Here is a 24,403-nt window from a genome sequence, read left to right as displayed (position 1 = left end):
CGTACGATGGGGCTCTTGTACGTACCGCATCAGGAGCCCCACCCGTGACCGCCGAAGCCCTCGCCCGCCCCGCCCAGTCCCACGGACAGCTCGTCCCCGTCACCGTCCACTTCGACGACCTCGACGCGCTCGGCCTGCTCCACAACGCCCGCTACCCGGTGATGGTCGAGCGCGCCTGGACCGCCCTGTGGGCGGAGCGGGGCCTCGTCTTCGAGGGCGACTGGGTGGCGGCAGGCGACTTCTGCAACGCGGTCAAGGAACTGCGCATCACCTATGACGCGCCGGTCGACCGCCCCGGCGCGTACGCCGTGCACCTCTGGCTCGACCGGCTCGGCACCACCGGCCTGACGTACGGCTTCCGCTTCTGCTCGGCGGACGGCGGGACGACCTACGCCCACGGCACCCGCGTACTCGTCCGCCTCGACCCGGCCACCCTGCGCCCCGCCCCCTGGAGCGAGATGTTCAGGACCCTTGGCCGTGAGCTCCTGCGGACGCAGGACTGACCTCGGCCGGCTTCGTCCGCGTACGGTCCCCCGTGCGCAGCACCCCCGCGAACACCGCGAGCCCGCACGCCAGGAACGTCACCAGGCCGAACGACACCACCAGGCTCGTCGCGTCGGCGACCGTCCCGATCGCGGAGGGCGCGATGAGTCCCGAGGTGTACGTGATGGTGGCGACGCCCGCGATGGCCTGGCTCGGATTCGGTCCGCTGCGCCCCGCCGCCGCGAAGGCGAGCGGCACGACGACCGCGATCCCGAGGCCCATCAGGCCGAAACCGGCCATCGCGACCGCCGGGTTCGGCGCCACCACCACGAGCAGTCCGCCGAGCGCGGCGCCGACCCCGCCGACCCGCACGGTACGCACCGCGCCGAACCGGTCCACGATCCTGTCGCCGGCGAGCCGCGCCACGGCCATCGTGAGCGTGAACGCGGTGGTGCACGCGGCCGCGAGCCCGGCGGACGTGTCGAGGACGTCCCGCAGATAGACCGCCGACCAGTCCAGGCTCGCCCCCTCGGCGAAGACGGCGCAGAAGCCGACCGCGCCGATCAGCAGCGCCGACCTGGGCGGCAGCGCGAAGCGCGGCGGCGGCTCCTCGTCCTCCGTGGGGCGCAGGTCCAGCACGCCGCCGCACGCGATGAAGCCCACGACCGTCAGGGTCGCCGCGGCGAGCAGATGGTGCAGGCGGGCGTCCGAGCCGAGGTGCGCGGCCAGCGTGCCGGCCGCCGAACCGATGAGGGCGCCCACGCTCCACATGCCGTGCAGGCTGGACATGATCGACCGGTCGAGGCGGTTCTCGACCTCGACGCCCAGTGCGTTCATCGCCACGTCCGACATGCCCGCCGACGCGCCGTACGCGAACAGCGCCACGCACAGCACTGCCAGATTCGGCGCGAGCGAGGGCAGGATCAGCGCGAGCGTCCACAGGGCGAGCAGGCCGCGCAGCGCCGTGCGTGCGCCGAACCGGTGGCTCACCCAGCCGGCGAGCGGCATCGCCACCGAGGCGCCGAGCGCGGGGAAGGCGAGCGCGACACCGAGCTGGCCCGCGCTGACCCCCGCGTGGTCCTGGATCCAGGGCACTCGGGTCGCGAAGGACCCGGTGACCGCTCCATGGACGCAGAAGACGGTCGCGACCGCATAGCGTGCGCGCTTCAACTCCCTTGCCCCGTAACCGACTTCACTCATCCGGCGTGCCCCTCCCGATACTGTCCCCAGGCTGCTGGCGTAAACTATCAGGAACCCTGCCTGATAAATAGTCGGTATTCCACCGGTCTCCCCGTACGGCCCCCGTCCCGGCAGCGAAGGCGATCTGGAAGGATCCGCGCCATGCCCGCATCACCGAGTACCGCCAGGGCCATCAACGACCGGCTCGCGCTGCGCCTCCTCCAGAGCGAAGGGCCCCTGACGGCCGGGCAGTTGAAAGAGCTCACCGGCCTGTCCCGGCCCTCCGTCGCCGACCTCGTCGAGCGGCTCACGGCCCAGGGCCTGATCGAGGTCGTCGGCGAGGCAGGCGCCCAGCGCCGCGGCCCCAACGCCAAACTCCACGGGATCGTCTCCGGGCTCGCCCATCTCGCCGCGCTCGACGTCCGCACCGAGGGCGTCACCCTCACCGTCGCCGACCTCGTGGGCACCGTCCTCGCCGAGGCGTCCGCGCCCATCGACGACGAGGGGGGCACCGGCCCCGCCGTCGAACGGGCCGTCGCCCTGGTCGAGCGCACCGCGAAGGAGGCGGGCGCCGAACCCCTGCACACCGTGGGAATCGGCGCCCCTGGCCTCATCGACCCCGTCACCGGCGAACTCCGTGACTCGTCGGGCCTGCCCGAGTGGCACCGCCGCCTCGTCGCCGCCCTCCACGAACGCCTGCCGGCCCGCGTCCTGGTGGAGAACGAGACCAACCTCGCCGCCCTCGCCGAACAGCGCGACGGCGCCGCCCGCGACCGTGACACGTTCGCCCTGCTCTGGCTCGGCCACGGCATCGGCGCCGCGGTCGTCCTCGACGGCGTCCTGCGCCGCGGGGCCTCTGGCGGCACCGGCGAGATCGGCTTCCTGCCGGTGCCGGGCACGGCCGGACTCCCGTCCGCGACCGGGTGCGACGGAGGCTTCCACTCGCTGGCCGGATCCGCCGCCATCGCGGAACTCGCCCGCGCCCACGGCCTGGTGGGCCCGGCGGCCGCACCGGGGGAACCGGCCGCCGCCGCGCTCGTCCGCGAAGCGGTACGGGCGGAGCCCGGAACGCCCCCCGCCCACTTCCTCGACGCACTCGCCGACCGGCTCGTCCTCGGGGCCGCCTCCGTCGTCGCCGTCCTCGACCCCGGCTGCCTCGTCCTGGGCGGCGAGGTCGGCCGCGCGGGAGGCGACCGCCTCGCGACCCTGGTCGCCACCCGCCTCGCCGCCATGTCCCCCCTGCCCACCGAGGTGCGGGCCGGCGCCCTCGGCGGCGCCGCGGTGCTGCGGGGAGCGCTTCTGATGGCCCGGGACGGGGCGCAGGACGAGCTCTTCGCGCCGACGGACCGCTGAACCCCGCGCGCGGTCCGGGTCAGCTCGCGGGAAACCGCCGAGCGAGGAACTCCTCGAACGTGCCCTTGCCCACGGCCCGATCGGGAGCCAGATGCCCGCCGTCCCGCATGCCCTTGTACGCCTTCCCGGCCAGGCGCACCTCGACGACCGGCCGGCGCCGACGGCTCGCGCTCAGGTAGGCGCGGGCCAGATCCGGCGCCGTGCGCACCGCGGGACCACCCATGTCCGCCACGCGTCCCGCGGGTTCGCCGGTCGCCAACTCCGCCAGGCGGTCGGCCACTTCGGCGACCTCGACGGGCTGGTCGGCGACCCCCGCCGGAAGGAGCATCACCGGCAGCTTGGCCACCGCCTGAAGGGCCTGGAACACCAGGTCGTGGAACTGCGTCGTACGCAGCACCGTCCAGCCGAGCCCCGATCCCTCGACCAGTTTCTCGACCGCGAGCTTGGCCTTGTAGTAGCCGAGCGGCACCCGGTCCACGCCCACGATCGAGATGTACAGCAGGTGCGGCACCCCGGCCCGCCGCGCCGCCTCGATCAGATGCCCGGCCGCCTTCTCGTCACCACCGCGCGGCGTGCTCGCGCAGTGCACGATCGCGTCCACACCCGCGACGGCCTCGTCCAGCCCGGGCCCGCCCTCCCGCAGGTCCACCGCGTACGGCCGCGCATGCCGGCTGAGCACCCGCACCTCGCGCCCGTCCCCCCGCAGCCGCTCGACGACGAGACTGCCCAGGGTTCCCGTGCCGCCGGTCACCAGGATCGTGGTCATCGCAGTTCCGCTCCTTCGCACACCGGACGCTCCACGGTGGAACGTCCCTCTCCGGGTGAGACTGTCGGCGGCGCGAAAATGTGACATCGCCCGCGAGGCGCCTCAGGGGTTCCGCCCGTACGCCGCCCACCTGGGCGGTTGCGATCGTCACGCCATTGCCCCGGCAGAGGCGACAGCCCGGAACGCTGCGCGAGTCCACGCACACGGCCTGTGAGGCAGCCCACAGTCGATCACCCGTTTGGCCCACGCGTGGACGTGGCACACTGGCCCTGTACCAGAAGCAGCGCACTCCGGGGTCGGTGAAAGTCCGAACCGGCGGTTACAGTCCGCGACCCGGTCGCTTCCAGCGGCCGGTTGACCAGGTGAAATTCCTGGACCGACGGTTAAAGTCCGGATGGGAGGCAGTGCGCGGCGGGCGGGCATTCGTGCGCGTCGCCGTCTGTTTCGACTTGTCCTCAGGGACAGGTCTCATTCGGCGTCGGCCTCGGTGTCCTCGCCCGTACGTTCTGTCGCCATATCGCGACAGTGCCCCGGAGTCCGTGCCCGAAGAGGCAGGAGGACCCGGTGGCCACCACTTCCGCAGTGCCCGCCCGGCGAGCAGCCGTGCGCCCGCACGCGTCCTTCGCTCCTTCAGGAATCCCCGCCGGCCCTGAGGCGTTGCGCCTCACCGCCGCCCTTGTCGGCCCCGCGGCCCCTGCAGCGAAGGAGCACTGAAGTGTTCACCGGAATCGTCGAAGAGCTGGGCGAGATCACTGCCGTCGAGGAACTCGGCGACGCCTCCCGCTTCAGGCTGCGCGGCCCCGTCGTCACCGAAGGGGCCCGCCACGGCGACTCCATCGCCGTCAACGGTGTCTGTCTGACGGTCGTGGAGCACGAGGGCGACGAGTTCACCGCCGACGTCATGGCGGAGACCCTCGACCGGTCCAGCCTCGGCGCCCTCGCGGTCGGCTCCCGGGTCAACCTGGAGCGCCCCACCGCCGTCGGCGCGCGCCTGGGTGGACACATCGTGCAGGGGCACGTCGACGGCACGGGCAGCATCGTCGAGCGCAAGCCGTCGGAGAACTGGGAGATCGTCAAGGTCTCGCTCCCGGCGCACCTCGCCCGCTACGTCGTCGAGAAGGGCTCCATCACCGTCGACGGAGTGAGCCTCACGGTCGTCGACGCGGGCCCCGACTACTTCACCATCAGCCTCATCCCCACCACCCTCGCCCTGACCACGCTCGGCCTGAAGCAGGCCGGCGACCCGGTCAACCTCGAGGTCGACGTCATCGCCAAGTACGTCGAGCGGCTGCTCGGCGACCGTGCCCAGGAGGCCACCAAGTGAGCCTGAACTGGCTGAACTCCGAGGCGTTCACGCTCTTCGGCCAGCACATCATGTGGTCCGACATGATCGGCAACACCGTCGGTCTGGTCGCCCTCGCGCTCGGCTGGCGCCGCTCGATCTGGACCTGGCCCGCGCAGCTCGTCTCCGGCCTCATCCTGCTCACGGCCTTCGCGACCGCCCACCTCTCGGGCAGCGCGGGCAAGCAGCTCGTGGTCATCGTCGTCGCCGCGTGGGGCTGGTGGCAGTGGAACCGTGGCAAGGGGCAGGCCCAGGACGGCTCCCTCGCCGTCCGGTTCGCCACCTGGCGCGAGCGCGGCTTCCTGCTGGGCGCCGCCGCACTCGGCACCCTGGCGGTCGGCGGTCTGTTCACCGCTTTCCCCACGCTCTCGTGGGACCCCTGGCCGGACGCGTACATCTTCGTCGGCACGATCGTCGCCATGTACGCGCAGGCACGCGGCATGGTCGAGTTCTGGTTCGCCTGGCTGCTCGTCGACCTGGTGGGCGTACCGCTGAACTTCGCCAACGGATTCGCCTTCTCCGGTTTCGTCTACGTGATCTACGGCGCGCTCGTCCTGTGGGGCATGCGCGACTGGTGGCTGCGGTCCCGCTCGGCCTCGCAGCCCGCCCTGGAAGGAGCACCGGCATGACCACGGCACCCGTCTGGTACAGCACCTCGCACGACGAGGACACCTCGGACCTGTCGCTCGACCCCGTCGAGCAGGCGATCCGCGACATCGCGAACGGCCGGCCCGTCGTGGTCGTCGACGACGAGAACCGTGAGAACGAGGGCGACCTCGTCATCGCGGCCGAGAAGGCCACCCCCGAGATCGTCGCCTTCATGATGAGCGAGTGCCGCGGCCTGATCTGCGCTCCCATGGAGAACGACGAGCTGGAACGCCTCCAGCTGCCGCAGATGGTCGAGAACAACACCGAGTCGATGCGCACCGCCTTCACGGTCTCCGTCGACGCGGGTCCCGCGCACGGCGTGACCACCGGCATCTCCGCCGCCGACCGCGCCACCACGCTCCAGCTCCTGGCCGGCGGCACCGCCGAGGCCGGCGACTTCGTGCGGCCGGGCCACATCTTCCCGCTGCGCGCCAAGGCCGGCGGCGTCCTGGTCAGGAACGGCCACACCGAGGCCGCCGTCGACCTCGCCCGGCTCGCGGGCCTGCGCCCCGCCGGCGCGATCGTCGAGATCGCGGGCGAGGACGGCACGATGCTGCGCCTGCCCGAGCTCATCCCGTTCGCCCGCAAGCACGGCCTGACGATCATCTCCATCGAGGACCTGATCGCCTACCGCCGCTCCTTCGAGCCGACGGTCCGCCGCGAGGCCGAGGTCAATCTGCCGACCGCCTTCGGTGACTTCACCGCGTACGGCTACCGCTCCACGGTCGACGGTGTCGAGCATGTCGCCCTCGTCCACGGCGAGATCGGCGACGGCGAGGACGTCCTCGTGCGGGTCCACTCCGAATGCCTCACCGGCGACGTCTTCCACTCGCTGCGCTGCGACTGCGGCCCCCAGCTGGAGGAGTCGATGCGGCGCATCACCGAGGAGGGGCGCGGCATCGTCGTCTACCTGCGCGGCCACGAGGGGCGCGGCATCGGCCTGCTCTCCAAGCTGCGCGCCTACGAGCTCCAGGAGCGCGGCCGAGACACGCTGGACGCCAACCTGGAACTGGGCCTTCCGGCCGACTCGCGGGACTACGCGGCGGGCGCCCAGATCCTCGAGGACCTCGGCGTGCGCGGCCTGCGCCTGCTGACCAACAACCCCGACAAGACCGACGCGCTCCTGCGGCACGGCCTCAAGGTCGTCGCCCGCGAGTCCATGCCGGTCCAGGCGGGCGAGCACAACCTCCGTTACCTGCGCACCAAGCGGGACCGGATGGGCCACGACCTGCCCTGGCTGGACGCCCCCGCGTCCACGACCTGCGCGAACCAGTAGCCCGTACCCCTTTCAGACGACACACGGCACATCGAACACAGCACACAGCACCACACAAGCACTGAGGAGCAACGTGAGTGGCAAGGGCGCACCCGAACTGTCCGTACGCAACTGCGGTGACCTGCGCGTCGCCGTCATCGCGGCGCAGTGGCACGAGAAGGTGATGGACGGCCTCGTGGACGGTGCCCTGCGCGCCCTGCACGAGCTCGGCATCGACGAGCCGACCCTCCTCCGGGTCCCGGGCAGCTTCGAACTCCCCGTCGTCGCCAAGGTCCTCGCGGGCCGCGGCTACGACGCGATCGTCGCCCTCGGCGTGGTCATCCGCGGCGGCACCCCGCACTTCGAGTACGTGTGCCAGGGCGTCACCATGGGGCTCACCCAGGTCACCATCGACACCGGCGTCCCCGTCGGCTTCGGCGTGCTGACCTGTGACACCGAGGAGCAGGCCCTCGACCGCGCCGGAATCGAGGGCTCGAACGAGGACAAGGGCCACGAGGCCGTCACGGCGGCCGTCGCCACGGCGGCCACACTGCGCTCGGTCAGCGAACCCTGGCGCTGAGTGGCCAGGCGGAACCCGTAGTCTTAGGACCATCATGGCGAACAAAACCTTCGAAGAGCTCTTCGCCGAGCTTCAGCTCAAGGCCAAGAACGGCGATCCCGCGACGTCCCGCACCGCCGAACTGGTGGACAAGGGCGTCCATGCCATCGGCAAGAAGGTCGTCGAGGAGGCCGCCGAAGTCTGGATGGCCGCCGAGCACGAGGGCAAGGAGGCCGCTGCCGAGGAGATCTCGCAGCTGCTGTACCACGTCCAGGTGATGATGGTCGCCCGGGGAATCTCCCTCGACGACGTCTACGCCCACCTCTAGAGCCGGCGTCAAGTTCCCCCTCACACGTCACTCGCATGTCACGCCCCTCCTGAACGCAAAGGAATCCGACCTCATGCTGCGCATTGCCGTCCCCAACAAGGGTTCACTGTCCGGACCTGCGTCGGCGATGCTCCATGAGGCCGGATACCAGCAGCGCAAGGAGTCCAAGGAGCTCGTCCTCGTCGACCCGCTCAACGAGGTGGAGTTCTTCTACCTGCGGCCCAAGGACATCGCGATCTACGTGTCGTCGGGCAAGCTCGACATCGGCATCACCGGCGAGGACCTGCTCATCGACTCCGGTGTCAACGCCGAGGTCATCCTGCCGCTCGGCTTCGCCCGCTCCACGTTCCGCTTCGCGGCCAAGCCTGGCACCGTCTCCGGCCTCGAGGACCTCGCGGGCAAGACGATCGCCACCTCCTATGAGGGCATCGTCGGCAAGCACCTCGCCGAGTCCGGCGTCGACGCGTCCGTCGTCCACCTCGACGGCGCCGTCGAGACGGCCATCGAGCTGGGCGTCGCCCAGGTCATCGCGGACGTCGTCGAGACCGGTACCTCCCTGCGCAACGCGGGCCTCGAGGTCTTCGGCGAGCCCATCATGAAGTCCGAGGCCGTCGTGATCCGCCGCTCCGGCGCGGCCACCGAAGAGCCCAAGGTCCAGCAGTTCCTGCGCCGTCTCCAGGGCGTCCTGGTCGCCAGGACCTACGTGATGATGGACTACGACTGCCGCGCCGAGCACCTGGAGCAGGCCGTCGCCCTCACCCCGGGTCTCGAGTCGCCGACGGTCTCGCCCCTGCACAACGAGGGCTGGGTCGCCGTCCGCGCGATGGTCCCCGCCAAGGGCGCCCAGCGCATCATGGACGACCTGTACGAACTCGGCGCGCGGGCCATCCTGACCACGGCCATCCACGCCTGCCGTCTCTGAGGACCGCACTCATGTCCGAAGTCCCCACGCTGCCCGTCACCTTCCGGCCGACCCGTACCCGGGCCGTCCTGCTCGGCCTCGGCGGCGCGATGTTCGTCACTCTCACCGCCATCGCGCTCCTGCTGGGCGGCATCAACCCGGGCGACCGACTCAGCTTCATCTTCACCGGGGCGGTCCTCGTCGGCGGGCTGGTCCTGCTCGCCCGGCCCAAGGTCGTGGCGGACGACGAGGGCGTCACTGTGGTGAACATCGCTCGCAGCCGCCGCCTGGCCTGGGCGGAGATCGTCCAGGTCACCCTGCGGCCCGGCGACCCCTGGGTGTTCCTCAACCTCAGCGACGGCACGAGCCTGGCCGCCATGGGCATCCAGCCCGCCATGGCCAAGGAGCGTGCCCTCGCCGACGCGCGTGCCCTGCGCGCCCTCACCGAGGCCCGTTCCACGGCCTCCGAGGAACTTCGGGGCTGACTCGGGGCCGCACGCCCTGACGCTTCCACCCCTGTCTTGATTAATCTGGTGGCGGGGCGCGCGCACATCGCCGCCCCGCTCCCGATCACGGGTCCGCCAGGACCCCGGGGGTTTCCTGCTAACCGAGGAGTGACTCCCTCCGGCGATGGACGGTTCGTCCTGCAGTACATGCGCCGCCCCCTCCCGACATAGCGCGACCGAATTGCGCGTTGTGTGCGCGGAGGCGGCGGCATGACCATCCCCTTGTTGCTCCTCGGAGCGGCATTCCTGCTGATCCTGGCCAACGGCTTCTTCGTGGCGGCCGAGTTCGGCCTCGTCACGGTGGAGCGCGCTGACGCCGAGAAGGCCGCGGCCGACGGAGACCGACGGGCCCGTACCGTCGTGAACGCCCTCAAGGAGCTGTCCTTCCAGCTCTCCGGCACCCAACTCGGCATCACCATCACCTCACTGGTCGTCGGCATGCTCGCCGAACCGGCGCTGGCGACGCTGCTCGCGGGGCCTTTCACGGCCGTCGGTGTGCCGGAAGGCGCCGTCGGCGGTATCTCCGTCGTGTTCGGCATGCTCCTGGCCTCCGCCGTGCAGATGGTGATCGGCGAGCTCGTGCCGAAGAACTGGGCGGTGTCCAAGCCGCTCCAGGTCGCACGGTTCGTCGCGGGCCCCCAGCACGTGTTCTCGCGCCTCTTCAGGCCAGTGATCGCGCTGCTCAACGCCGTGGCCAACCGCGCCGTACGCGCCCTGGGCGTCGAGCCCGCCGACGAGCTGGCCTCGGCCCGTACCCCCGGTGAACTCGTCTCCCTGGCCAGACACTCCGCGCAGGCGGGCACCCTGGAGCAGGACACGGCGGACCTGTTCGTCCGCACCCTGTCCCTCGGCGAGCTCACCGCCCAGCACGTCATGACGCCGCGCGTGAAGGTCAGCGCGCTCCAGTCCTCGGCCACCGCCGAGGACGTCGTCAACCTCACGCGCGCCACCGGCCTCTCCCGCTTCCCGGTGTACCGCGAGCGGATCGACGAGATCGTCGGCATGGTGCACCTCAAGGACGCCCTCGCGGTGCCCGCGCACGAGCGGCTGCGCACCCCCGTGAGCCGCATCGCCCAGGCCCCGCTGCTCGTCCCGGAGACGCTGCCCGTGCAGCCCCTCCTGGAGCGCCTGCGCAGCGAGCAGCCCATAGCCGTCGTCGTCGACGAGTACGGCGGCACGGCCGGGGTCGTCACCCTGGAGGACATCGTCGAGGAGCTCGTCGGCGAGGTCCGCGACGAGCACGACCGCCTCGACCTGCCCGAGCTCGCGGTCGCCCCGTCCGAGGACGGCCGCCCCGCGTGGGACGCCGACGGCAGCTGCCGGGTCGACATCCTGCGCCGCATAGGACTCGACGTACCGGAAGGCCCGTACGAGACCGTCGCAGGTCTCGTCGCCGATCTGCTGGGCCGGATCCCCGCGCCCGGTGACCGGGCCGAGCTGCCCGGCTGGCGGCTCGCGGTGCGTCAGGTCGACCACTACCGCGCGGAGCGCGTCCGGATCGTACGGACCGCGGACGCCGCCCAGCCGGCGGAGGCCGCCCGATGAGCGCGCTCCAACTGTTCTTCGCCGTCCTCCTCGTGCTGGCCAACGGCTTCTTCGTGGGCGCCGAGTTCGCGCTCGTCTCCGTGCGCCGCAGCCAGATCGAGCCCTTGGACACCAAGCGGGCCCGCCAGGTCCTGTACGGCCTGGAGCACCTGCCGCAGATGATGGCGGCGGCCCAGTTCGGCATCACCGTCTGCTCCTTGACGCTCGGCGCGGTCGCCGAGCCGACGGTCGCCCATCTGCTGGAGCCGCTCTTCGAGGCGATGCACCTGCCCGAGGGAATGATCCACCCCCTCGGCTACGTCATCGCGCTCGCCGCCGTCGTCAGCCTCCACCTCGTCATCGGCGAGATGATCCCGAAGAACCTCGCGATGGCGGCGCCGGAGAAGACCGCCCTCTGGTTCAGCCCCGGCCTCGTCGCCTTCGCCCGGCTGTGCCGGCCGGTCACCGTCGCCCTCGGCGCCTGTGCCCGGCTCGTGCTGAAGCTGTTCGGGGTCGAGCCGAGGGACGAGGTCGAGGCGGTCTTCACCAGCGTGCAGCTGGGCCGACTCGTCGAGGACTCCGGACAGGCGGGGCTGCTCGAGCCCGAGGCGCAGGAACGCCTGGAGGACGCACTGGAGCTGGGCTCGCGCCCGGTCACCGACGTCCTGCTCGACCGGGCGTCCCTGGTCACGGTCGGCCCCTCGGTCACCCCCGGCCAGGTCATCGAACTGACCGGCCGTACGGGCTACTCCCGCTTTCCGGTCTGCGCGGAGGGGGGCGCCTTCATGGGCTATCTGCATGTGAAGGATGTCCTCGACCTGATCGACTCCGCCGACCACGACCGCGCGGTGCCGCAGCAGATCTGGCGTCCCATGACGACGCTGCGCGCCGAACTCCCGCTCGACGACGCCCTGACGGTGATGCGCCGCGCCGCGACGCACCTCGCGCAGGTCGCCGACGCCTCGGGCCGGGTCCTCGGCCTGGTCGCCCTGGAGGACGTCCTGGAGATGCTCGTCGGCGAGGTCCGTGACCCCGCGCACCGGGACGCTCCGGCGCCCGGGGCGCGGGTGGCGGAGCCGCGGGCCGAGGCGCCGGAGGAGGCGCTGGCCGGCTGACAGCCGCACAGGGCGAAGGGGCGGGTCCCGGGTCGGGACCCGCCCCTTCGCCCTGTCACATCGCGGACGGATCCTGGGGCCCGCGCCCCGAGAGGACCTCGCCGTACGCCTGCATCAGATCGGGCAGCCGCAGCGTCGACAGGTCGTCCCGCGTCGGAGTCGTCGTGTACCCCGTCAGCCGCAGGTCCCGGTAGGCGCACGACTTCTCGTACAGCGTCCGAAGGAACCTTCCGTTGCCGAGCTCGTCGATCCAGCCCTGGTCGACGACGTGCCCGCTGATGGAGCGCAGCTCGTCGAGCGCCTCCTCGTCCCACACGTCCCCGTTCTCCGCGGCGAGCACCTCGCCGATCGCGGTGAGTTCGAGGGGCCGGTACGAGGGGAAGTCGACCCGCGTCGTGAAGCGCGAGGACAGTCCGGGGTTCGCCGCGAGGAGGCGGTCCATGCCCTCCGGGTAGCCCGCGAGGATCACCACGAGGTGGTCCCGGTTGTCCTCGGCGCGCTTCAGGAGGACCTGGAGCGCCTCGTCGCCGTACGCGTCGCCCTTGCCGTAGCCCGAGTTCGACAGGGCGTACGCCTCGTCGACGAACAGGACGCCGCCGATCGCCGAGTCGATCAGCTCGTTCGCCTTCACGGCCGTCTGGCCCAGATACTCGCCGACCAGGTCGGCCCGCTGGGACTCCACGAGATGGTCGCCGCCGAGCAGCCCGAGCGCGTAGAAGACGCGGCCGAGGATGCGGGCCACGGTGGTCTTGCCGGTGCCGGAGGGGCCGGAGAAGACGAAGTGCCGTTTCGGTGGCTGCACGGGCAGGCCCTGCCCGGCCCGCAGGCGCGCCATGTTCAACTGCGCCGAGAGCGCCTTCACCTGCCGCTTCACGGGTTCCAGGCCGACCATCCGCTCCAGCTCGGCGAGGGCCTCCTCGAGCAGTGCCGGGTCGGCCGGGCCGGCGGGCAGTTGCGGCGTGATCGGTACGACGGCCTTCTCGCGGACCGCGTCGGTCTCGGCGGACACGGCGCCGGGCGGCGGCAGATCGGGCTCGCTCACCTTCAGGTTCCGGCCGTCGCCCTCGTACAGCGGGTCCATCGACTCGGAGCCGTCCAGCACGTCCTGGCCGAGCCCGGTCATCGTGAGGGGACTGAGGTCCGTGCCGTCGCCGAAGTCGCCGTAGCCGTCGCTCTCGGCGATGGCCGCGAGGCGGGCCGAGGTGTCCATGAAGGCGGGGTCCACGCGGTGCACGGCCCGGTACAGGGGGAGCGCGGCGGCGGAGCGGCCGGTGCCCTCGTGCGCGCGGGCCAGCCAGTAGCGCAGCTCCTTGCGCTGGGGCTGTTCGCTCCGGCAGCGCATCAGCGCGGCGGACAGGAGCGGCTCGGCCTGTCCGTACATCTCCAGGCGCACCCGGGCCATCCCGCCGAAGAGTCCGGCCTCGATGCCGAGGAGCCCGTCGTCGAGCAGCGGGTCCGTGTGCCGGACCAGCTGCTCCCAGTCCTTGACGAGGTAGGCGCGGCAGGCGTGCAGGAACCGCACCTGCGGATCGGCGTCCACCCGCGGCAGCGTCGCCAACGCCCCGTCCAGATCCGGGACATGGCGCCCGTCGAGCCAGTGCGACGCGTGGGCGAGCAGCAGATCGCGGGGCCGCTCCAGGACGGGCTGCACCCACCAGCCGAGCCAGTACCAGGAGTTCAGGGTGCGCCGGTGCCGGGTGCGCTGCTCGCCGAACCGGTCGCGGTGCCGGAACATGCGCAGCAGCGCCGTCGTCGTGTCGATGCGTAACGCGTGCAGCCCCAGCCAGCCGTCGGCCATGCCGGGATCCATCCGGACCGCGGCCCGGAACTCCTCCTCGGCCTGCGGATAGGCGCCCATGGTGTAGGCGTCCACGCCACGCACCCAGGCGAGGTCGGCCGGGCCGGGCGAGCCCTGTGTGCCGAAGTCCATCACGTCCCCCACAAACCGTGCCCCCGTGGTACGCCGTCGGGCCGGTGCCCGCCGGCTCCTGCGCCGAACCGATGTGCTGTGGACGGGAGTTGTCATGGCGCGGACCGCGAGCCGTCCGTAAGCCGCACCGAGAGGCATCGTACCTGCGCAGCAGTCGTCGGCCGAGGGCGCCGCAGCGCCGGATCCGAGGCGGACGGCGCAGGTGGGGGCGGGGCCGGACGGTGACCGAGGGTGAACGAATCAGGGCTCACCGCACCCCCGAAGGGGTGAATTGGGCAGAACGAAGCCCCCGATCACGGGGGAACAACCGGGGGCTTCGCGTCTGCCGGCGGCCCCGAAAGGCCGCACATTCAGAACGTAAGTCCTGTACGGCCCCCCGGTCAAGCCGAGTTGAGGCACTCGCGGAAACTGGCGGAAGGCGCTTCGGGAGGGGTCAGCGCGCTGCCGACGGCCCTTCACGGTGAGTGACGGAAGGCGTCGAAAGTTCGGTCCCGGGAGGCATCTGACGTGCCTCGTAGCCCTCAGAACACTCGCGTACCAATGTCTGGGCGAAGGGGCGCGAGGGATCGTCGGCGAAGTGCGCGCGCTCCGCACGGATCCAGCCGTCCCAGAACTCGCCCTGCGCCGGTCCGTCCCGTCGCCGCCCCCGTTCCCAGGACACCTCCTCCGGCGTGTCCATCCACAACAGCCGCGCCAGGAAAGGCCGTACCGCACGCCGACCCGCGCCCACGCCCTCCATGAGGACCACCGGCGCGGGCGCCAGGGCGCGCGGGGGGCAGAAGCGCCGGGCGTTCCAGTCGTACGGCTCGTACCGGGCGCTCTCGCCGCGGGAGAGCGGATCGATGACCTGCTCGCGCAGCCGTGCCGTCCAGTCGAAGAGGGCGTCGTGACTGGCGAGATCGTCGAGGTGCAGGACGGGCGCCTGACCGAGCGCCTCGGCGAGCCGGGCGGCGAACGTCGACTTGCCGGAGCCCGCGTGGCCGTCGACGGCGATCAGCCGGACCGGGCCGCAGGAGGGCGGCAGGGCGCGCAGGGTCGCGGCGAGCCGGGGGAGCGGCATGTGCTGGAAGGTCATCGCCCGCAAGGGTACGGGAGGCGCCCGGCCGGTTTCCCGCGCGCCGCCGCAGGTCATGCCAGTGGTACAGGCCAATATTGGTAGCCACGACAGGCCCGGAAACGCTGGTGGAAGTCAGCGGTCACCGGCCATAGTTGGCGCACTGTCGTGCACCTCACCCGCCCCTTTACGGATACCTCGTCGACTGGGGGAGCCCCGCCCATGACCCGACCCGAACCTCTGTCCCGCAGAACCCTGCTCACCGCCGCCGCGGCCACCGCGGGCGCAGCGGCGCTCGCCACGTCCGCGGGTACCGCCGTCGCGGGCACCGGCGCACCTGCCGCCGCCCCCGCGACCCCGCGCCTCGTGGACAACCACGCCTGGACCTCGCACGCGGACTGGCGCTCCGGAACGGCGGCCGGTACCCGAGCGGTCGCCGGGTCCCGCCCCGGCCTGACGCTCGCGACCCCCGAGGGCCGCAGCGACTACACCGATCCGCACACGGGCAAGACCGCCACCTGGGAGTACGGCCGCTGGACCTCCCCGGCCCACCGCCTGTCGGTGCCCGCCACCGAGGTCATCGCCTCCTGGAACGCGCGCACCCCTGCCGGTACCTGGATCCAGATCGAACTCCAGGGCACGTACTCCGACGGCGCGGCGACGCCCTGGTACGTGATGGGCCGCTGGGCCGCGGGCGACCAGGACATCCGGCGGACCTCCGTCGACGACCAGTCGGACGGCAAGTCCAGTATCTGGACGGACACCTTCTCGATCGACGACGCGGCCTCGGGACTGCGCCTGGTCTCCTACCGCCTGCGGCTGACCCTGTACCGCGCGCCGGGCTCCAAGGCCTCGCCCCTCGTGTGGCGGCTCGGGGCCATGGGCTCCGACGTCCCCGACCGCTTCTCGGTCCCGGCCTCCAAGCCGGGGCTCGCCAAGGAGCTGTCCGTTCCGCGCTTCTCGCAGAGCATCCACGCGGGCCAGTACCCCGAGTACGACAACGGCGGCGAGGCCTGGTGCAGCCCCACGTCCTCGCAGATGATCATCGAGTACTGGGGCCGCGAGCCCTCGTCGGACGACCTCTCCTGGGTCAACCCGGACTACGCGGACCCGGAGGTCTGCCACGCGGCCCGCTTCACGTACGACTACCAGTACGAGGGATGCGGCAACTGGCCCTTCAACGCGGCCTACGCGGCCACGTACAAGGACCTCCAGGGAGTCGTCACCCGGCTCGGCTCGCTCGGTGATCTGGAGACCCTGATCGCGGCGGGGATGCCGGCCATAACGTCGCAGTCGTTCCTCAAGGAGGAGCTGACGGGCGCGGGCTACGGGACGTCCGGACACCTCATGACGGTGATCGGCTTCACCGCGGACGGCGACGTGATCGCCAACGACCCGGCGTCGCCCAGTGACACGGCCGTGCGCCGCGTCTACAAGAGGGCCGAGTGGGAGAACATCTGGCTCCGTACCAAGAGGTACAACGCCACGGGCAAGGTCGTGTCCGGCACCGGGGGCGTCTGCTACCTGTACTTCCCGGCCCACCCGACCTCGAAGCAGCGCCGCGCGCTCGAGGCGGTCGGCGTCCGCTGAGGCACCTGCCACGGCCCCTCCCGACGCGACCGGGAGGGGCCGCGGCATGCCCCGACGACGCCACGAGCGGATCGGCTCGTGACCGGATCCACATGCCGGTCCGGGTGACCCGGCATCGGTGCAGGCGGCGTTTCCTCGCGGATGTGTCACCGATGTGAGGCGCACGGCGCCGCAGGGTAGTTGTGCGTGACCAAGCTCTCGCCCACGACCGGCCGCGGCGGTGGCATGGTGGACGGGTCAGTGGGGGGATGCCACTGCCGGACGACCTCAGCGAGATGCCATGACCGCGACCACCGCCACGAACCGCGCCGCCCGGGCCCGCACCGGCGGCCCGAAGGACAACGGCCCCAAGATCCTTGAGCACGTCCTCGGCTGGACCCTCGTCGTGGTTCTCGCCATGTTCGTCACGCAGGCCGGCTTGATGTGACCCGGCTCTCCCCGGCGCCGGGCTCGACGCGCCAGCGCCGTTCAGGGAGCCCCACGGGCCCGTAGGGCACGGCGCACGGGAGAGCGGCGGGGCAGCAGGACGAGCCCCGCGCGGACCACGAACAGCGGCAGCCGGGCCCAGCCGCTCCAGAACGCTCGCGCACAGCGCCCCGGCGAACGGCAGACCGTACAGGCCGGCCCCGGCGATCGCCACCGCGACCAGCCGGGGCACCCCGCGGTCCTCGTCCGCGCCGGGCAGCGCCCCCCCACGAGCCGGGGGTTGCCCGAGGAGACCTGGAAGCTGGTGCCGGGGACGGCGAACGACGCGGCGAGCGCGCCCTGCGCCATCACCGAGGCCATCGTGCGGACCGCGGGGACCGCGAGGGCCGCGGGCAGCGCCGCAACTGCCGTCTTCTTCCCGTCGGTTCTGCCGTGCCGGTGTGCTTCGCTCACTGTTCCTCCCGCACATAGTCCTGGTCTCCAACTGCCGACGGGACATGCGCAGTTTGACCTTCCCACGCACGCTCCCTTTCCCGCGCGCTCCCCGCGCAAGCGGGGAATCACGCTCGACCGGATCGGCGACCGCGCGCCCGAGAGGGACACCGTGCGCGAACTGCTGGTGTGCCTGCTCGGCGAGACCCCGCGGGTGATCGAGCAGTTTCGAGCCGGACTGCCCGGCCCCGCGAGCCCTGACGCGACGCGAAGGGTCGGGGGACGCCGCGCATCCCCCGACCCAAGTGCCGTACCTGAGCGGCTAGTTGACCGACTTGATCAGCTCGCCGTTCGTCGTGTCACCGCTGAGCTCCCAGAGGAAGGTGCCTCCGAGGCCCTGCTGGTTCTTGTAGTCCATCTTCCCGGCGATGGTGGCCGGGGTGTCGTAGCTCCACCAGTTGTTGCCGCAGTACGCGTAGGCGGTGCCGCCGACCGTGCCTGTCGCCGGGCACTTCGACTTGAGCTCCTTGTAGTCGTCGATGCCCTGCTCGTACTTGCCGGCCGCCGGGCCCGTGGCGGTCCCGCCGGGCGCCGCCTGCGTGACGCCGGTCCAGCCGCGCCCGTAGAAGCCGATGCCGAGCAGCAGCTTCGACGCCGGGACGCCGAGGCCCTTGAGCCTAGTGATGGTGGCGTCGGTGTTGTAGCCCGCCTTGGGGATGCCGCTGTACGAGGTCAGGGGCGAGTGCGGGGCGGTCGGCCCCTGCGCGTCCCAGGCCCCGAAGTAGTCGTACGTCATCGGGTTGTACCAGTCGACGTACTGGGCGGCACCTGCGTAGTCGGTGGCGTCGATCTTGCCGCCGTCGGAGGCGTCGGCCGGGATCGCCGACGTGATCAGCGCGCTGGAGCCGAACTTCGAACGCAGCGCGCTCATCAGGTTCTTGTAGGCGTCGCGCCCGCTCGTGTCGCAGGACAGGCCGCAGGCGTTGGGGTACTCCCAGTCGATGTCGATGCCGTCGAAGACATCGGCCCACTTGGAGTTCTCGACCAGGTCGTAGCAGGACTGCGCGAACCCGGCCGGGTCCTTGGCGGCGTCGGTGAACCCGCCCGACCAGGTCCAACCGCCGAAGGACCAGAGGATCTTGAGGTTCGGGTGCAGTTTCTTCAGCTTGAGCAACTGGTTGAAGTTGCCGCGCAGCGGCTGGTCCCAGGTGTCCGCGACGCCGTCCACCGCCTGGTCGGCGGTGTACGCCTTGTCGGTGGCGGCATACGAGTCGCCCATCGCGCACTTGCCGCCGGTGACGTTGCCGAAGGCGTAGTTGATGTGCGTGAGCTTGTCGGCCGAGCCGGACGTCTCGATGTTCTTGACGTGGTAGTTCCGGTCGTAGACACCCCATTCGGTGAAGTAGCCGACGACTTTCGAACCGGCCGCGGCGCTCGCCGCCTCGGTCCGTACGACGGGGGATTCCTGGGCCGTGGCGCTGCTCGCGGAGGCGAGCAGTCCGGCGCCGAGAACGGCGCAACACGCGGCGGACAGGAGCGCCCGGAAGGAGGCGCGTGGACGGTGCGGTCTGAGCATCGTGTCTCCTCGTGGGGGAGGGGAGCGTGGGGGATTCGCTGTGGACCTGTGGGGGCGTCGTCACGCGATCCGCGCCATGAGGCTTTGGCATGAACGCGTTAAGACGTTGCAGGGAACCCTAGGAGGACTAGACCAGTGGGGTCAATGGTGCGGACCAATGTGCTCGGTCCTCGTCACCCCCGGGCGCGGGCTCCGGACCGCTCCCCGCCGCCTCTCCGCCGTCTTTTCGGTATCTTTGAAGTAAGCGGTCGTTAACTGGTGACTGGCCGCCGTCGAACAGGCATACTCAACGGGCCGCAGCCGCTGGTCAGCACCCGTCCGAGACCCGGAGGGGAGCCCTCGGCGGCGGCTCGAACACGGCGCCGCCGCACCACCCCGCGCGCGACCGCCGCAGCGCCCGACAGGGAGGAGAGCGTCGATATGCCCGACCGCGCCCCGCAGCCGGTGGACCGTCAACTGCCCACGGACGAGGCCCGGGATCTGTTCTCGCTCGTACGTGAGCTCGTGCAGCGCGAGATCGCTCCGAGCGCGGCCGAGGAGGAGGACGCCGGACGCTTCCCGCGCGAGACGTTCTCACTGCTCTCCGAGTCGGGTCTGCTCGGCCTCCCCTACGACTCCGACTTCGGCGGCGGCGACCAGCCGTACGAGGTCTACCTCCAGGTACTGGAGGAGCTCGCCGCCGCCCGGCTCACCGTCGGCCTCGGCGTCAGCGTCCACTCGCTGGCCTGCCACGCGCTGGCCAATTTCGGCACCAAGGAGCAGCGGACCGAGCATCTGCCCGCCATGCTCGGCGGCGGCCTGCTCGGCGCGTACTGCCTCTCCGAGCCGTCCTCGGGATCGGACGCCGCGTCCTTGCGGACCAAGGCGGTCCGGGAAGGCGACGGCTGGGTGATCACCGGCACCAAGGCCTGGATCACGCACGGCGGCGTCGCCGACTTCTACACCGTCCTGGCGCGCACCGGCGGCGAGGGGGCGCGTGGCATCACCGCGTTCCTGGTCCCGGGTGACGCCGAGGGGCTGAGTGCGGCGGCGCCCGAGAAGAAGATGGGGATGAAGGGCTCGCCCACGGCGCAGGTCCACTTCGACGGGGTGCGGGTGAGCGACGCGCGCCGGATCGGCGACGAGGGGCAGGGCTTCGCGATCGCGCTCTCCGCCCTCGATTCGGGGCGGCTCGGCATCGCCGCCTGCGCGATCGGCGTGGCCCAGGCGGCCCTCGACGAGGCCGTCTCGTACGCCACGGAGCGCCGGCAGTTCGGGCATCCCATCGCCGACTTCCAGGGCCTGCGCTTCATGCTCGCCGACATGGCCACGCAGATCGAGGCCGGTCGGGCGCTCTATCTGACGGCCGCGCGCCTGCGCGACGCCGGCCGGCCCTTCTCCAAGCAGGCGGCCATGGCCAAGCTGATGTGCACGGACACGGCGATGAAGGTCACCACGGACGCCGTCCAGGTACTCGGGGGGTACGGCTACACGGCCGACTTCCCGGCCGAGCGCTACATGCGCGAGGCCAAGGTGCTCCAGATCGTGGAGGGCACCAATCAGATCCAGCGCATGGTCATCGCGCGGCACCTCGCCGGTCCTGAAAGCCGCTGAACTGCCCGGTTCTGACCGGGGACGCCACCAACCGGGCCCACTCCGGATCGTGGCGTCCCGGCAGGGTCTTGCCGCGGTCGGCCCAGTGGCTGACCAGGGCGCGGTAGATCGGCGGGTCCTGGGGTGCGGGGCGCTCCGGGGGCGGCGGCTGCGGAACCGATTCTGCGGTGGTGGGGACGAGGAGGCGCCGGCGACGGCCGGTGGCGGTCTGCGTAAGGGTCATGCCCAGGCCAACGCGCCCGCGCCGGGCAGGTCACCCTCCGGGGCATGGGGGCGTGCGTTCTAGGGCCCCCGTTCGGAACCGGGCCGGATCACCGGCCCCGCGGGCCAGGCCTGAACCGGTCGTCGCCGCATCCGGTTCGGCGCACGCATCTGGCTCCGGCGGCTCAGCTGACGTACCGTCAACTCCGCCGCCGGGGGCCGCACCCCTCCGGGCGACGTCAACCGCCGTACGCCCAGGGAGGGAACGCGTGGCAGACGACCGCCCCGTCGCACTCGACGAATACCCGGTCCACCAGGTCCCGCTGTCCATGAAGCACGTCGCGACCGGTGACCGCAACGCCTACGACCGGTGCATCTTCCACCTCGTCGACCCCACCGGGGAGTTCCTGCTCATCCTCGGCCTCGGCGTCTACCCGAACCTCGGTGTCATCGACGCGTACGCGACCCTGCGCGTCGGCGACACCCTCCACGCGGTCCGCGCCTCCGACGCCCTGCGCGACGACACCCGCATGGAACTCGCCGTCGGCCCGCTCCGGATCCAGGTGGAACGTCCCCTGAAGGACTTCATCCTGACCTGCGAGGCCGACCCGGACGACCCCGACGGACTCTCGTACGAGATCAACTGGGCGGCGGCCTTCCCGGCCCTCTGGGAGCCCCATCACACGCAGCGCCGCGGCGGCCGCCTCACCCTGGAGGGCAGGCGGTTCGTGCAGGCCGGGCGCTGTGACGGCCGGCTCCGCATCGGCGGGCGCGAGGTGTCCCTCGACAGCTGGACCGGCACCCGCGACCGCAGTTGGGGCGTGCGCCCGGTCCCCGGCGAGGAGGGCGGCCGGCTCGCCGAGGAGAACAGGACCGAGGGCTTCCACTGGATCTGGTCGCCGGTCCGCTTCGACGACCGCTTCCTGATGGTGATCGTCCAGGAGGACGCGGACGGCTACCGCACCCTCAACGACGCCACCCTCGTCCGCGACGGTCACCCGGACCTCCAACTCGGCTGGCCCCAGGCCGACATCACCTACCGGACCGGCACCCGCCACCCCGAGAGCGCCGTCGTCCACCTCATGGACCCGCTCTCCCGTAAACCCCTGGAACTCGGCGTCGAGATCCTCGCCTCGTCCCCGCTCGCCGTCGGAGCCGGCTACCCGCCCGCGGACGACTGGCAGCACGGCACCTGGCGCGGCCGCGACTGGACCGACCGCCGCAGCTACGACCTCACCGATCCCGCCGCGCACCCGCTGGCCGCCTACGGCGTCATCGACCACGCGGCGCGCTTCACCCTGGACGGTCAGGTCGGCCACGGCATCTTCGAGCACGGCAGCTTCGGCAGGCACGACCCGAGCGGCTTCACCGGCTACGACTCCGTGGCGCCCTGAAAGGAGCCTGCGATGGCGACAGCACCCCGACCACGCACCAGCACCCGCGACCCCGAGGAGGTGGCCCGGAAGCTCACCACGTGGCTGGCCGTCCGCCTACCGGGCGCCAAAGCGGTGAACGTGAGCGTCCCCGAGTCCAACGGCATGTCCAGCGAGACCCTGCTCTTCGACATCGAACACCCCGAACCCCCGGTCCGCTCCTGCGCGTTGAGACTCGCCGCCGACCCGTCCGCGTACACGATCTTCCCCGACTACGACATGCCGCGGCAGTACCGCACGATGCGGCTCGCCGCCGAGCGCACCGGGCTGCCGGTGCCGCGGGTTCTGTGGCTCGAGGAGGATCCCGGGCCGCTGGGCGCCCCGTTCTTCGTGATGGAGCGCGTCGAGGGCCGCGTACCGCCGGACGTCATGCCCTACACGTACGAAGGCAACTGGCTGCACGCCGCGACGGACGCCGAGCGCGCGCGGCTCCAGGACGCGACCGTGGGTCTCATCGCCCGCCTGCACGACGGAGTCCCGGCGTCCGAGGCAGAGTTCCTCGCCGCGCCCGGCCAGGGCAGTGCCCTGCGCCGCCACGTGGAGGCCCAACGTGCCTACTACGCCTGGGTGGTGGACGGACTGCCGCCCTCACCGCTCATCGAGAGCGCCTTCGACCGACTCGCCGAACTCTGGCCCGTCGACGAGGGCGAACCCGTCCTCAACTGGGGCGACGCCCGCATCGGGAACATCATCTACGACGGCTTCGAACCGGCCGCCGTGCTCGACTGGGAAATGGCGGCCCTGGCCCCGCGCGAGGTCGACCTCGGCTGGACCGTGTACCTGCACCGCTTCTTCCAGGACCTGACCGAGAGCTTCGGCCAGGCCGGCCTGCCCGGCTTCCTGCGCCGCGCGGACATCGAGCGGCGCTACGCCCAACTCACCGGCCACACACCGCGCGACATGGACTTCCACACCCTGTACGCCGCCCTGCGCCACGCCATCGTGATGCTGCGCGTCGCCTACCGGCAGGTGTACTTCGGAGAGGTGGCCGTGCCGGACGATCCGGACACACTGATCCTGCACCACGCCAGTCTGCGGGCCATGGTGCAGGGCAGCTACCGGAGTTGAGGCGTCGTCAGGCGGCCGTGCGGCGCACCTGCGCGGGGATGCGCAGCGGGCGTGAACCCGGGCCGGCCACGTGCGAGAAGGGCTGCATCCGCCAGTCGAGCCCCTGAGGGAGCGTCAACAGAAGCGCGGCGTCCTGCTCCTGAGCCTCCGTCGAGTCGTCGGCGGGCCGGGCGTCGGCCGCCGCGCTGCCCGTACCGGCACAGACCGTGAGACCGAACGGGTTCCACGGCGAGGCGCACAGAGCGTGCTCGGGCAGCACGTCCTCGTCGGCGAGCAGCGCGATCGGCTGCGCGCAGTCCGGGCAGAACACCCGGTACATCTCGAAGGTGTCGTACGCGTCGAACGCGTCGATGCCGGTGTCCTCCGGTTCGACACCCTCCGGCTCGGGCTCGATCGCCGGCTGCTGCCGACTACGGGCAGGACGACCGGGACGCTTCACATTCTGCATGGGACTCTCCCCCTCGGGTGGGCCGACAAGGCGCTGCGGCCTCGACCACAGCAAGCACTTCCCGTCCCGTCGTGGGGGTAATCGTGGCACGCGCCTGGACACGGTTCGACAGGTGTGGTCTTCGTCACATGGTGATTGCGGGTGCCCGGCGGCAGGTAGGCGTGTCCGCCCCCATGGTCCGCCCGGCCATCCCCGGAGATCTCTCGGGTATCCGCGGGGATCAAGGGCACTGTAGGTTCTGCGCCATGGAGGAGCTCGACCGACAGATCGTGCAGCTGCTCGTCAAGGACGGGCGGATGAGTTACACCGACCTGGGCAAGGCCACCGGCCTGTCCACGTCAGCGGTGCACCAGCGCGTGCGCCGCCTCGAACAGCGCGGGGTCATCCGCGGCTATGCCGCGGTCGTCGACCCCGAGGCGGTCGGCCTGTCGCTCACCGCCTTCATCTCGGTGAAACCGTTCGACCCCAGCGCCCCCGACGACATCGCGGAACGCCTGGCCGGCGTCCCCGAGATCGAGGCCTGCCACAGCGTCGCCGGCGACGAGAACTACATCCTCAAGGTCCGCGTGGAGACCCCGCACGACCTGGAGAACCTGCTCGCCCGGGTGCGCTCCCTGGCCGGTGTCTCCACCCGCACGACCGTGGTCCTCTCCACCCCGTACGAGGCACGGCCGCCCCGCGTCTGACCGACAC

At 71.5% G+C, this 24,403-nt stretch carries 25 protein-coding genes and 1 riboswitch; of the genes, 17 read left to right on the top strand and 8 right to left on the bottom strand.

Going from position 1 to position 24,403, the window contains the following annotated elements:
- Positions 1-44 precede the first annotated feature (44 nt).
- Positions 45-503 carry an acyl-CoA thioesterase gene (locus LGI35_RS10425; RefSeq protein ID WP_227293612.1) on the top strand — a complete coding sequence of 153 codons (459 nt, stop codon included), beginning with the start codon at positions 45-47 and terminating at the stop codon, positions 501-503.
- Here the strand turns inward: LGI35_RS10425 and LGI35_RS10420 are convergent.
- Positions 463-1,683 (bottom strand): MFS transporter, encoded by a 1,221-nt coding sequence (locus LGI35_RS10420; RefSeq protein ID WP_227293611.1) that lies wholly within the window; start codon positions 1,681-1,683, stop codon positions 463-465. The genes LGI35_RS10425 and LGI35_RS10420 overlap by 41 nt on opposite strands.
- A gap of 141 nt (positions 1,684-1,824) precedes the next feature.
- Here LGI35_RS10420 and LGI35_RS10415 point away from each other — a divergent pair, with 141 nt between their 5' ends.
- Positions 1,825-3,015, top strand: coding sequence for an ROK family transcriptional regulator (locus LGI35_RS10415; RefSeq protein ID WP_227293610.1), 1,191 nt, complete (start codon positions 1,825-1,827; stop codon positions 3,013-3,015).
- A 19-nt stretch (positions 3,016-3,034) separates the two neighbouring features.
- Here the strand turns inward: LGI35_RS10415 and LGI35_RS10410 are convergent, their stop codons facing one another.
- The gene (locus LGI35_RS10410; RefSeq protein WP_227293609.1) at positions 3,035-3,781 is read right to left on the bottom strand and encodes an SDR family oxidoreductase; all 747 of its coding nucleotides are present in this window, start codon (positions 3,779-3,781) and stop codon (positions 3,035-3,037) included.
- A 281-nt stretch (positions 3,782-4,062) separates the two neighbouring features.
- A riboswitch (FMN riboswitch) is annotated at positions 4,063-4,193 on the top strand.
- A 303-nt stretch (positions 4,194-4,496) separates the two neighbouring features.
- On the opposite strand from LGI35_RS10410, the gene LGI35_RS10405 reads away from it, so the two are divergent.
- From LGI35_RS10405 to LGI35_RS10365, 9 genes are all read left to right on the top strand, one after another.
- Entirely contained in the window at positions 4,497-5,105 is a 609-nt protein-coding gene (locus LGI35_RS10405; protein WP_100597450.1) for a riboflavin synthase, read from the top strand.
- Between the two features lie 2 nt (positions 5,106-5,107).
- The gene (locus tag LGI35_RS10400) at positions 5,108-5,752 is read left to right on the top strand and encodes a nicotinamide mononucleotide transporter family protein (protein ID WP_227300263.1); all 645 of its coding nucleotides are present in this window, start codon (positions 5,108-5,110) and stop codon (positions 5,750-5,752) included.
- Positions 5,749-7,047, top strand: a complete 1,299-nt coding sequence (locus LGI35_RS10395; protein ID WP_227293608.1) for a bifunctional 3,4-dihydroxy-2-butanone-4-phosphate synthase/GTP cyclohydrolase II — start codon at positions 5,749-5,751, stop codon at positions 7,045-7,047. Before LGI35_RS10400 ends, LGI35_RS10395 begins: the two co-directional genes overlap by 4 nt.
- Positions 7,048-7,120: 73 nt before the next feature.
- Positions 7,121-7,606 (top strand): 6,7-dimethyl-8-ribityllumazine synthase, encoded by a 486-nt coding sequence (gene ribH, locus LGI35_RS10390; protein WP_100597452.1) that lies wholly within the window; start codon positions 7,121-7,123, stop codon positions 7,604-7,606.
- Between the two features lie 34 nt (positions 7,607-7,640).
- On the top strand, positions 7,641-7,913 hold the full coding sequence (locus LGI35_RS10385) for a phosphoribosyl-ATP diphosphatase (RefSeq protein ID WP_100597453.1): 273 nt from the start codon (positions 7,641-7,643) through the stop codon (positions 7,911-7,913).
- A gap of 73 nt (positions 7,914-7,986) precedes the next feature.
- The gene (hisG, locus tag LGI35_RS10380; protein WP_227293607.1) at positions 7,987-8,835 is read left to right on the top strand and encodes an ATP phosphoribosyltransferase; all 849 of its coding nucleotides are present in this window, start codon (positions 7,987-7,989) and stop codon (positions 8,833-8,835) included.
- 11 nt (positions 8,836-8,846) lie between these two features.
- Entirely contained in the window at positions 8,847-9,299 is a 453-nt protein-coding gene (locus LGI35_RS10375) for a PH domain-containing protein (protein WP_227293606.1), read from the top strand.
- A gap of 231 nt (positions 9,300-9,530) precedes the next feature.
- Positions 9,531-10,865, top strand: a complete 1,335-nt coding sequence (locus LGI35_RS10370; protein ID WP_227293605.1) for a hemolysin family protein — start codon at positions 9,531-9,533, stop codon at positions 10,863-10,865.
- Positions 10,862-11,959 carry a hemolysin family protein gene (locus tag LGI35_RS10365; RefSeq protein ID WP_227293604.1) on the top strand — a complete coding sequence of 366 codons (1,098 nt, stop codon included), beginning with the start codon at positions 10,862-10,864 and terminating at the stop codon, positions 11,957-11,959. Before LGI35_RS10370 ends, LGI35_RS10365 begins: the two co-directional genes overlap by 4 nt.
- Positions 11,960-12,014: 55 nt before the next feature.
- Here the strand turns inward: LGI35_RS10365 and LGI35_RS10360 are convergent, their stop codons facing one another.
- Both LGI35_RS10360 and LGI35_RS10355 read right to left on the bottom strand, forming a co-directional pair.
- Positions 12,015-13,889 carry an AAA family ATPase gene (locus LGI35_RS10360; protein ID WP_116503490.1) on the bottom strand — a complete coding sequence of 625 codons (1,875 nt, stop codon included), beginning with the start codon at positions 13,887-13,889 and terminating at the stop codon, positions 12,015-12,017.
- A 433-nt stretch (positions 13,890-14,322) separates the two neighbouring features.
- Complete coding sequence (locus LGI35_RS10355; protein WP_227293603.1) at positions 14,323-14,964, bottom strand: uridine kinase family protein; 642 nt, start codon at positions 14,962-14,964, stop codon at positions 14,323-14,325.
- A gap of 201 nt (positions 14,965-15,165) precedes the next feature.
- On the opposite strand from LGI35_RS10355, the gene LGI35_RS10350 reads away from it, so the two are divergent.
- Together LGI35_RS10350 and LGI35_RS10345 are read left to right on the top strand one after the other, a co-directional pair.
- Positions 15,166-16,533, top strand: coding sequence for a peptidase C39 family protein (locus tag LGI35_RS10350; RefSeq protein WP_227293602.1), 1,368 nt, complete (start codon positions 15,166-15,168; stop codon positions 16,531-16,533).
- Between the two features lie 280 nt (positions 16,534-16,813).
- Positions 16,814-16,960 carry an SCO1431 family membrane protein gene (locus LGI35_RS10345; protein ID WP_227293601.1) on the top strand — a complete coding sequence of 49 codons (147 nt, stop codon included), beginning with the start codon at positions 16,814-16,816 and terminating at the stop codon, positions 16,958-16,960.
- Between the two features lie 41 nt (positions 16,961-17,001).
- Here the strand turns inward: LGI35_RS10345 and LGI35_RS10340 are convergent, their stop codons facing one another.
- Positions 17,002-17,412, bottom strand: a complete 411-nt coding sequence (locus LGI35_RS10340; protein ID WP_227293600.1) for a hypothetical protein — start codon at positions 17,410-17,412, stop codon at positions 17,002-17,004.
- A 301-nt stretch (positions 17,413-17,713) separates the two neighbouring features.
- The gene (locus tag LGI35_RS10335; RefSeq protein ID WP_227293599.1) at positions 17,714-18,967 is read right to left on the bottom strand and encodes a glycoside hydrolase family 18 protein; all 1,254 of its coding nucleotides are present in this window, start codon (positions 18,965-18,967) and stop codon (positions 17,714-17,716) included.
- Between the two features lie 420 nt (positions 18,968-19,387).
- Here LGI35_RS10335 and LGI35_RS10330 point away from each other — a divergent pair, with 420 nt between their 5' ends.
- Positions 19,388-20,560, top strand: coding sequence for an acyl-CoA dehydrogenase family protein (locus LGI35_RS10330; RefSeq protein WP_227293598.1), 1,173 nt, complete (start codon positions 19,388-19,390; stop codon positions 20,558-20,560).
- Here LGI35_RS10330 and LGI35_RS10325 read toward each other — a convergent pair.
- On the bottom strand, positions 20,523-20,783 hold the full coding sequence (locus LGI35_RS10325; protein ID WP_227293597.1) for a hypothetical protein: 261 nt from the start codon (positions 20,781-20,783) through the stop codon (positions 20,523-20,525). The genes LGI35_RS10330 and LGI35_RS10325 overlap by 38 nt on opposite strands.
- A 247-nt stretch (positions 20,784-21,030) precedes the next feature.
- Here LGI35_RS10325 and LGI35_RS10320 point away from each other — a divergent pair, with 247 nt between their 5' ends.
- Both LGI35_RS10320 and LGI35_RS10315 read left to right on the top strand, forming a co-directional pair.
- Positions 21,031-22,155 carry an Rv3169 family protein gene (locus LGI35_RS10320; protein WP_227293596.1) on the top strand — a complete coding sequence of 375 codons (1,125 nt, stop codon included), beginning with the start codon at positions 21,031-21,033 and terminating at the stop codon, positions 22,153-22,155.
- Between the two features lie 12 nt (positions 22,156-22,167).
- The gene (locus LGI35_RS10315; protein ID WP_227293595.1) at positions 22,168-23,262 is read left to right on the top strand and encodes a phosphotransferase family protein; all 1,095 of its coding nucleotides are present in this window, start codon (positions 22,168-22,170) and stop codon (positions 23,260-23,262) included.
- A gap of 7 nt (positions 23,263-23,269) precedes the next feature.
- Here LGI35_RS10315 and LGI35_RS10310 read toward each other — a convergent pair whose 3' ends face one another.
- Positions 23,270-23,710 carry a hypothetical protein gene (locus tag LGI35_RS10310; RefSeq protein WP_227293594.1) on the bottom strand — a complete coding sequence of 147 codons (441 nt, stop codon included), beginning with the start codon at positions 23,708-23,710 and terminating at the stop codon, positions 23,270-23,272.
- 245 nt (positions 23,711-23,955) lie between these two features.
- Here LGI35_RS10310 and LGI35_RS10305 point away from each other — a divergent pair, with 245 nt between their 5' ends.
- Positions 23,956-24,396: an Lrp/AsnC family transcriptional regulator gene (locus LGI35_RS10305; RefSeq protein WP_100597468.1), complete on the top strand. Its 441-nt coding sequence runs from the start codon at positions 23,956-23,958 to the stop codon at positions 24,394-24,396.
- Positions 24,397-24,403: the final 7 nt, after the last annotated feature.

This window comes from Streptomyces longhuiensis, assembly GCF_020616555.1.
Lineage (GTDB): Bacteria > Actinomycetota > Actinomycetes > Streptomycetales > Streptomycetaceae > Streptomyces > Streptomyces longhuiensis.
Note: the sequence above shows the minus strand (reverse complement) of the source record. Positions and strands in the feature narration are given on the sequence as shown.

Excerpts from the sequence above, each read along its gene's own strand:
- LGI35_RS10345 (WP_227293601.1), top strand. The coding sequence starts at position 16,814 with ATGACCGCGACCACCGCCACGAACCGCGCCGCCCGGGCCCGCACCGGC.
- LGI35_RS10315 (WP_227293595.1), top strand. The coding sequence starts at position 22,168 with ATGGCGACAGCACCCCGACCACGCACCAGCACCCGCGACCCCGAGGAG.
- LGI35_RS10360 (WP_116503490.1), bottom strand. The coding sequence starts at position 13,889 with ATGGACTTCGGCACACAGGGCTCGCCCGGCCCGGCCGACCTCGCCTGG.
- LGI35_RS10410 (WP_227293609.1), bottom strand. The coding sequence starts at position 3,781 with ATGACCACGATCCTGGTGACCGGCGGCACGGGAACCCTGGGCAGTCTC.
- LGI35_RS10365 (WP_227293604.1), top strand. The coding sequence starts at position 10,862 with ATGAGCGCGCTCCAACTGTTCTTCGCCGTCCTCCTCGTGCTGGCCAAC.
- LGI35_RS10355 (WP_227293603.1), bottom strand. The coding sequence starts at position 14,964 with ATGACCTTCCAGCACATGCCGCTCCCCCGGCTCGCCGCGACCCTGCGC.
- LGI35_RS10330 (WP_227293598.1), top strand. The coding sequence starts at position 19,388 with ATGCCCGACCGCGCCCCGCAGCCGGTGGACCGTCAACTGCCCACGGAC.
- LGI35_RS10325 (WP_227293597.1), bottom strand. The coding sequence starts at position 20,783 with ATGACCCTTACGCAGACCGCCACCGGCCGTCGCCGGCGCCTCCTCGTC.
- LGI35_RS10415 (WP_227293610.1), top strand. The coding sequence starts at position 1,825 with ATGCCCGCATCACCGAGTACCGCCAGGGCCATCAACGACCGGCTCGCG.
- LGI35_RS10350 (WP_227293602.1), top strand. The coding sequence starts at position 15,166 with ATGACCCGACCCGAACCTCTGTCCCGCAGAACCCTGCTCACCGCCGCC.
- hisG (WP_227293607.1), top strand. The coding sequence starts at position 7,987 with ATGCTGCGCATTGCCGTCCCCAACAAGGGTTCACTGTCCGGACCTGCG.
- LGI35_RS10370 (WP_227293605.1), top strand. The coding sequence starts at position 9,531 with ATGACCATCCCCTTGTTGCTCCTCGGAGCGGCATTCCTGCTGATCCTG.
- LGI35_RS10395 (WP_227293608.1), top strand. The coding sequence starts at position 5,749 with ATGACCACGGCACCCGTCTGGTACAGCACCTCGCACGACGAGGACACC.
- LGI35_RS10335 (WP_227293599.1), bottom strand. The coding sequence starts at position 18,967 with ATGCTCAGACCGCACCGTCCACGCGCCTCCTTCCGGGCGCTCCTGTCC.
- LGI35_RS10305 (WP_100597468.1), top strand. The coding sequence starts at position 23,956 with ATGGAGGAGCTCGACCGACAGATCGTGCAGCTGCTCGTCAAGGACGGG.
- LGI35_RS10375 (WP_227293606.1), top strand. The coding sequence starts at position 8,847 with ATGTCCGAAGTCCCCACGCTGCCCGTCACCTTCCGGCCGACCCGTACC.
- LGI35_RS10420 (WP_227293611.1), bottom strand. The coding sequence starts at position 1,683 with ATGAGTGAAGTCGGTTACGGGGCAAGGGAGTTGAAGCGCGCACGCTAT.
- LGI35_RS10310 (WP_227293594.1), bottom strand. The coding sequence starts at position 23,710 with ATGCAGAATGTGAAGCGTCCCGGTCGTCCTGCCCGTAGTCGGCAGCAG.
- LGI35_RS10385 (WP_100597453.1), top strand. The coding sequence starts at position 7,641 with ATGGCGAACAAAACCTTCGAAGAGCTCTTCGCCGAGCTTCAGCTCAAG.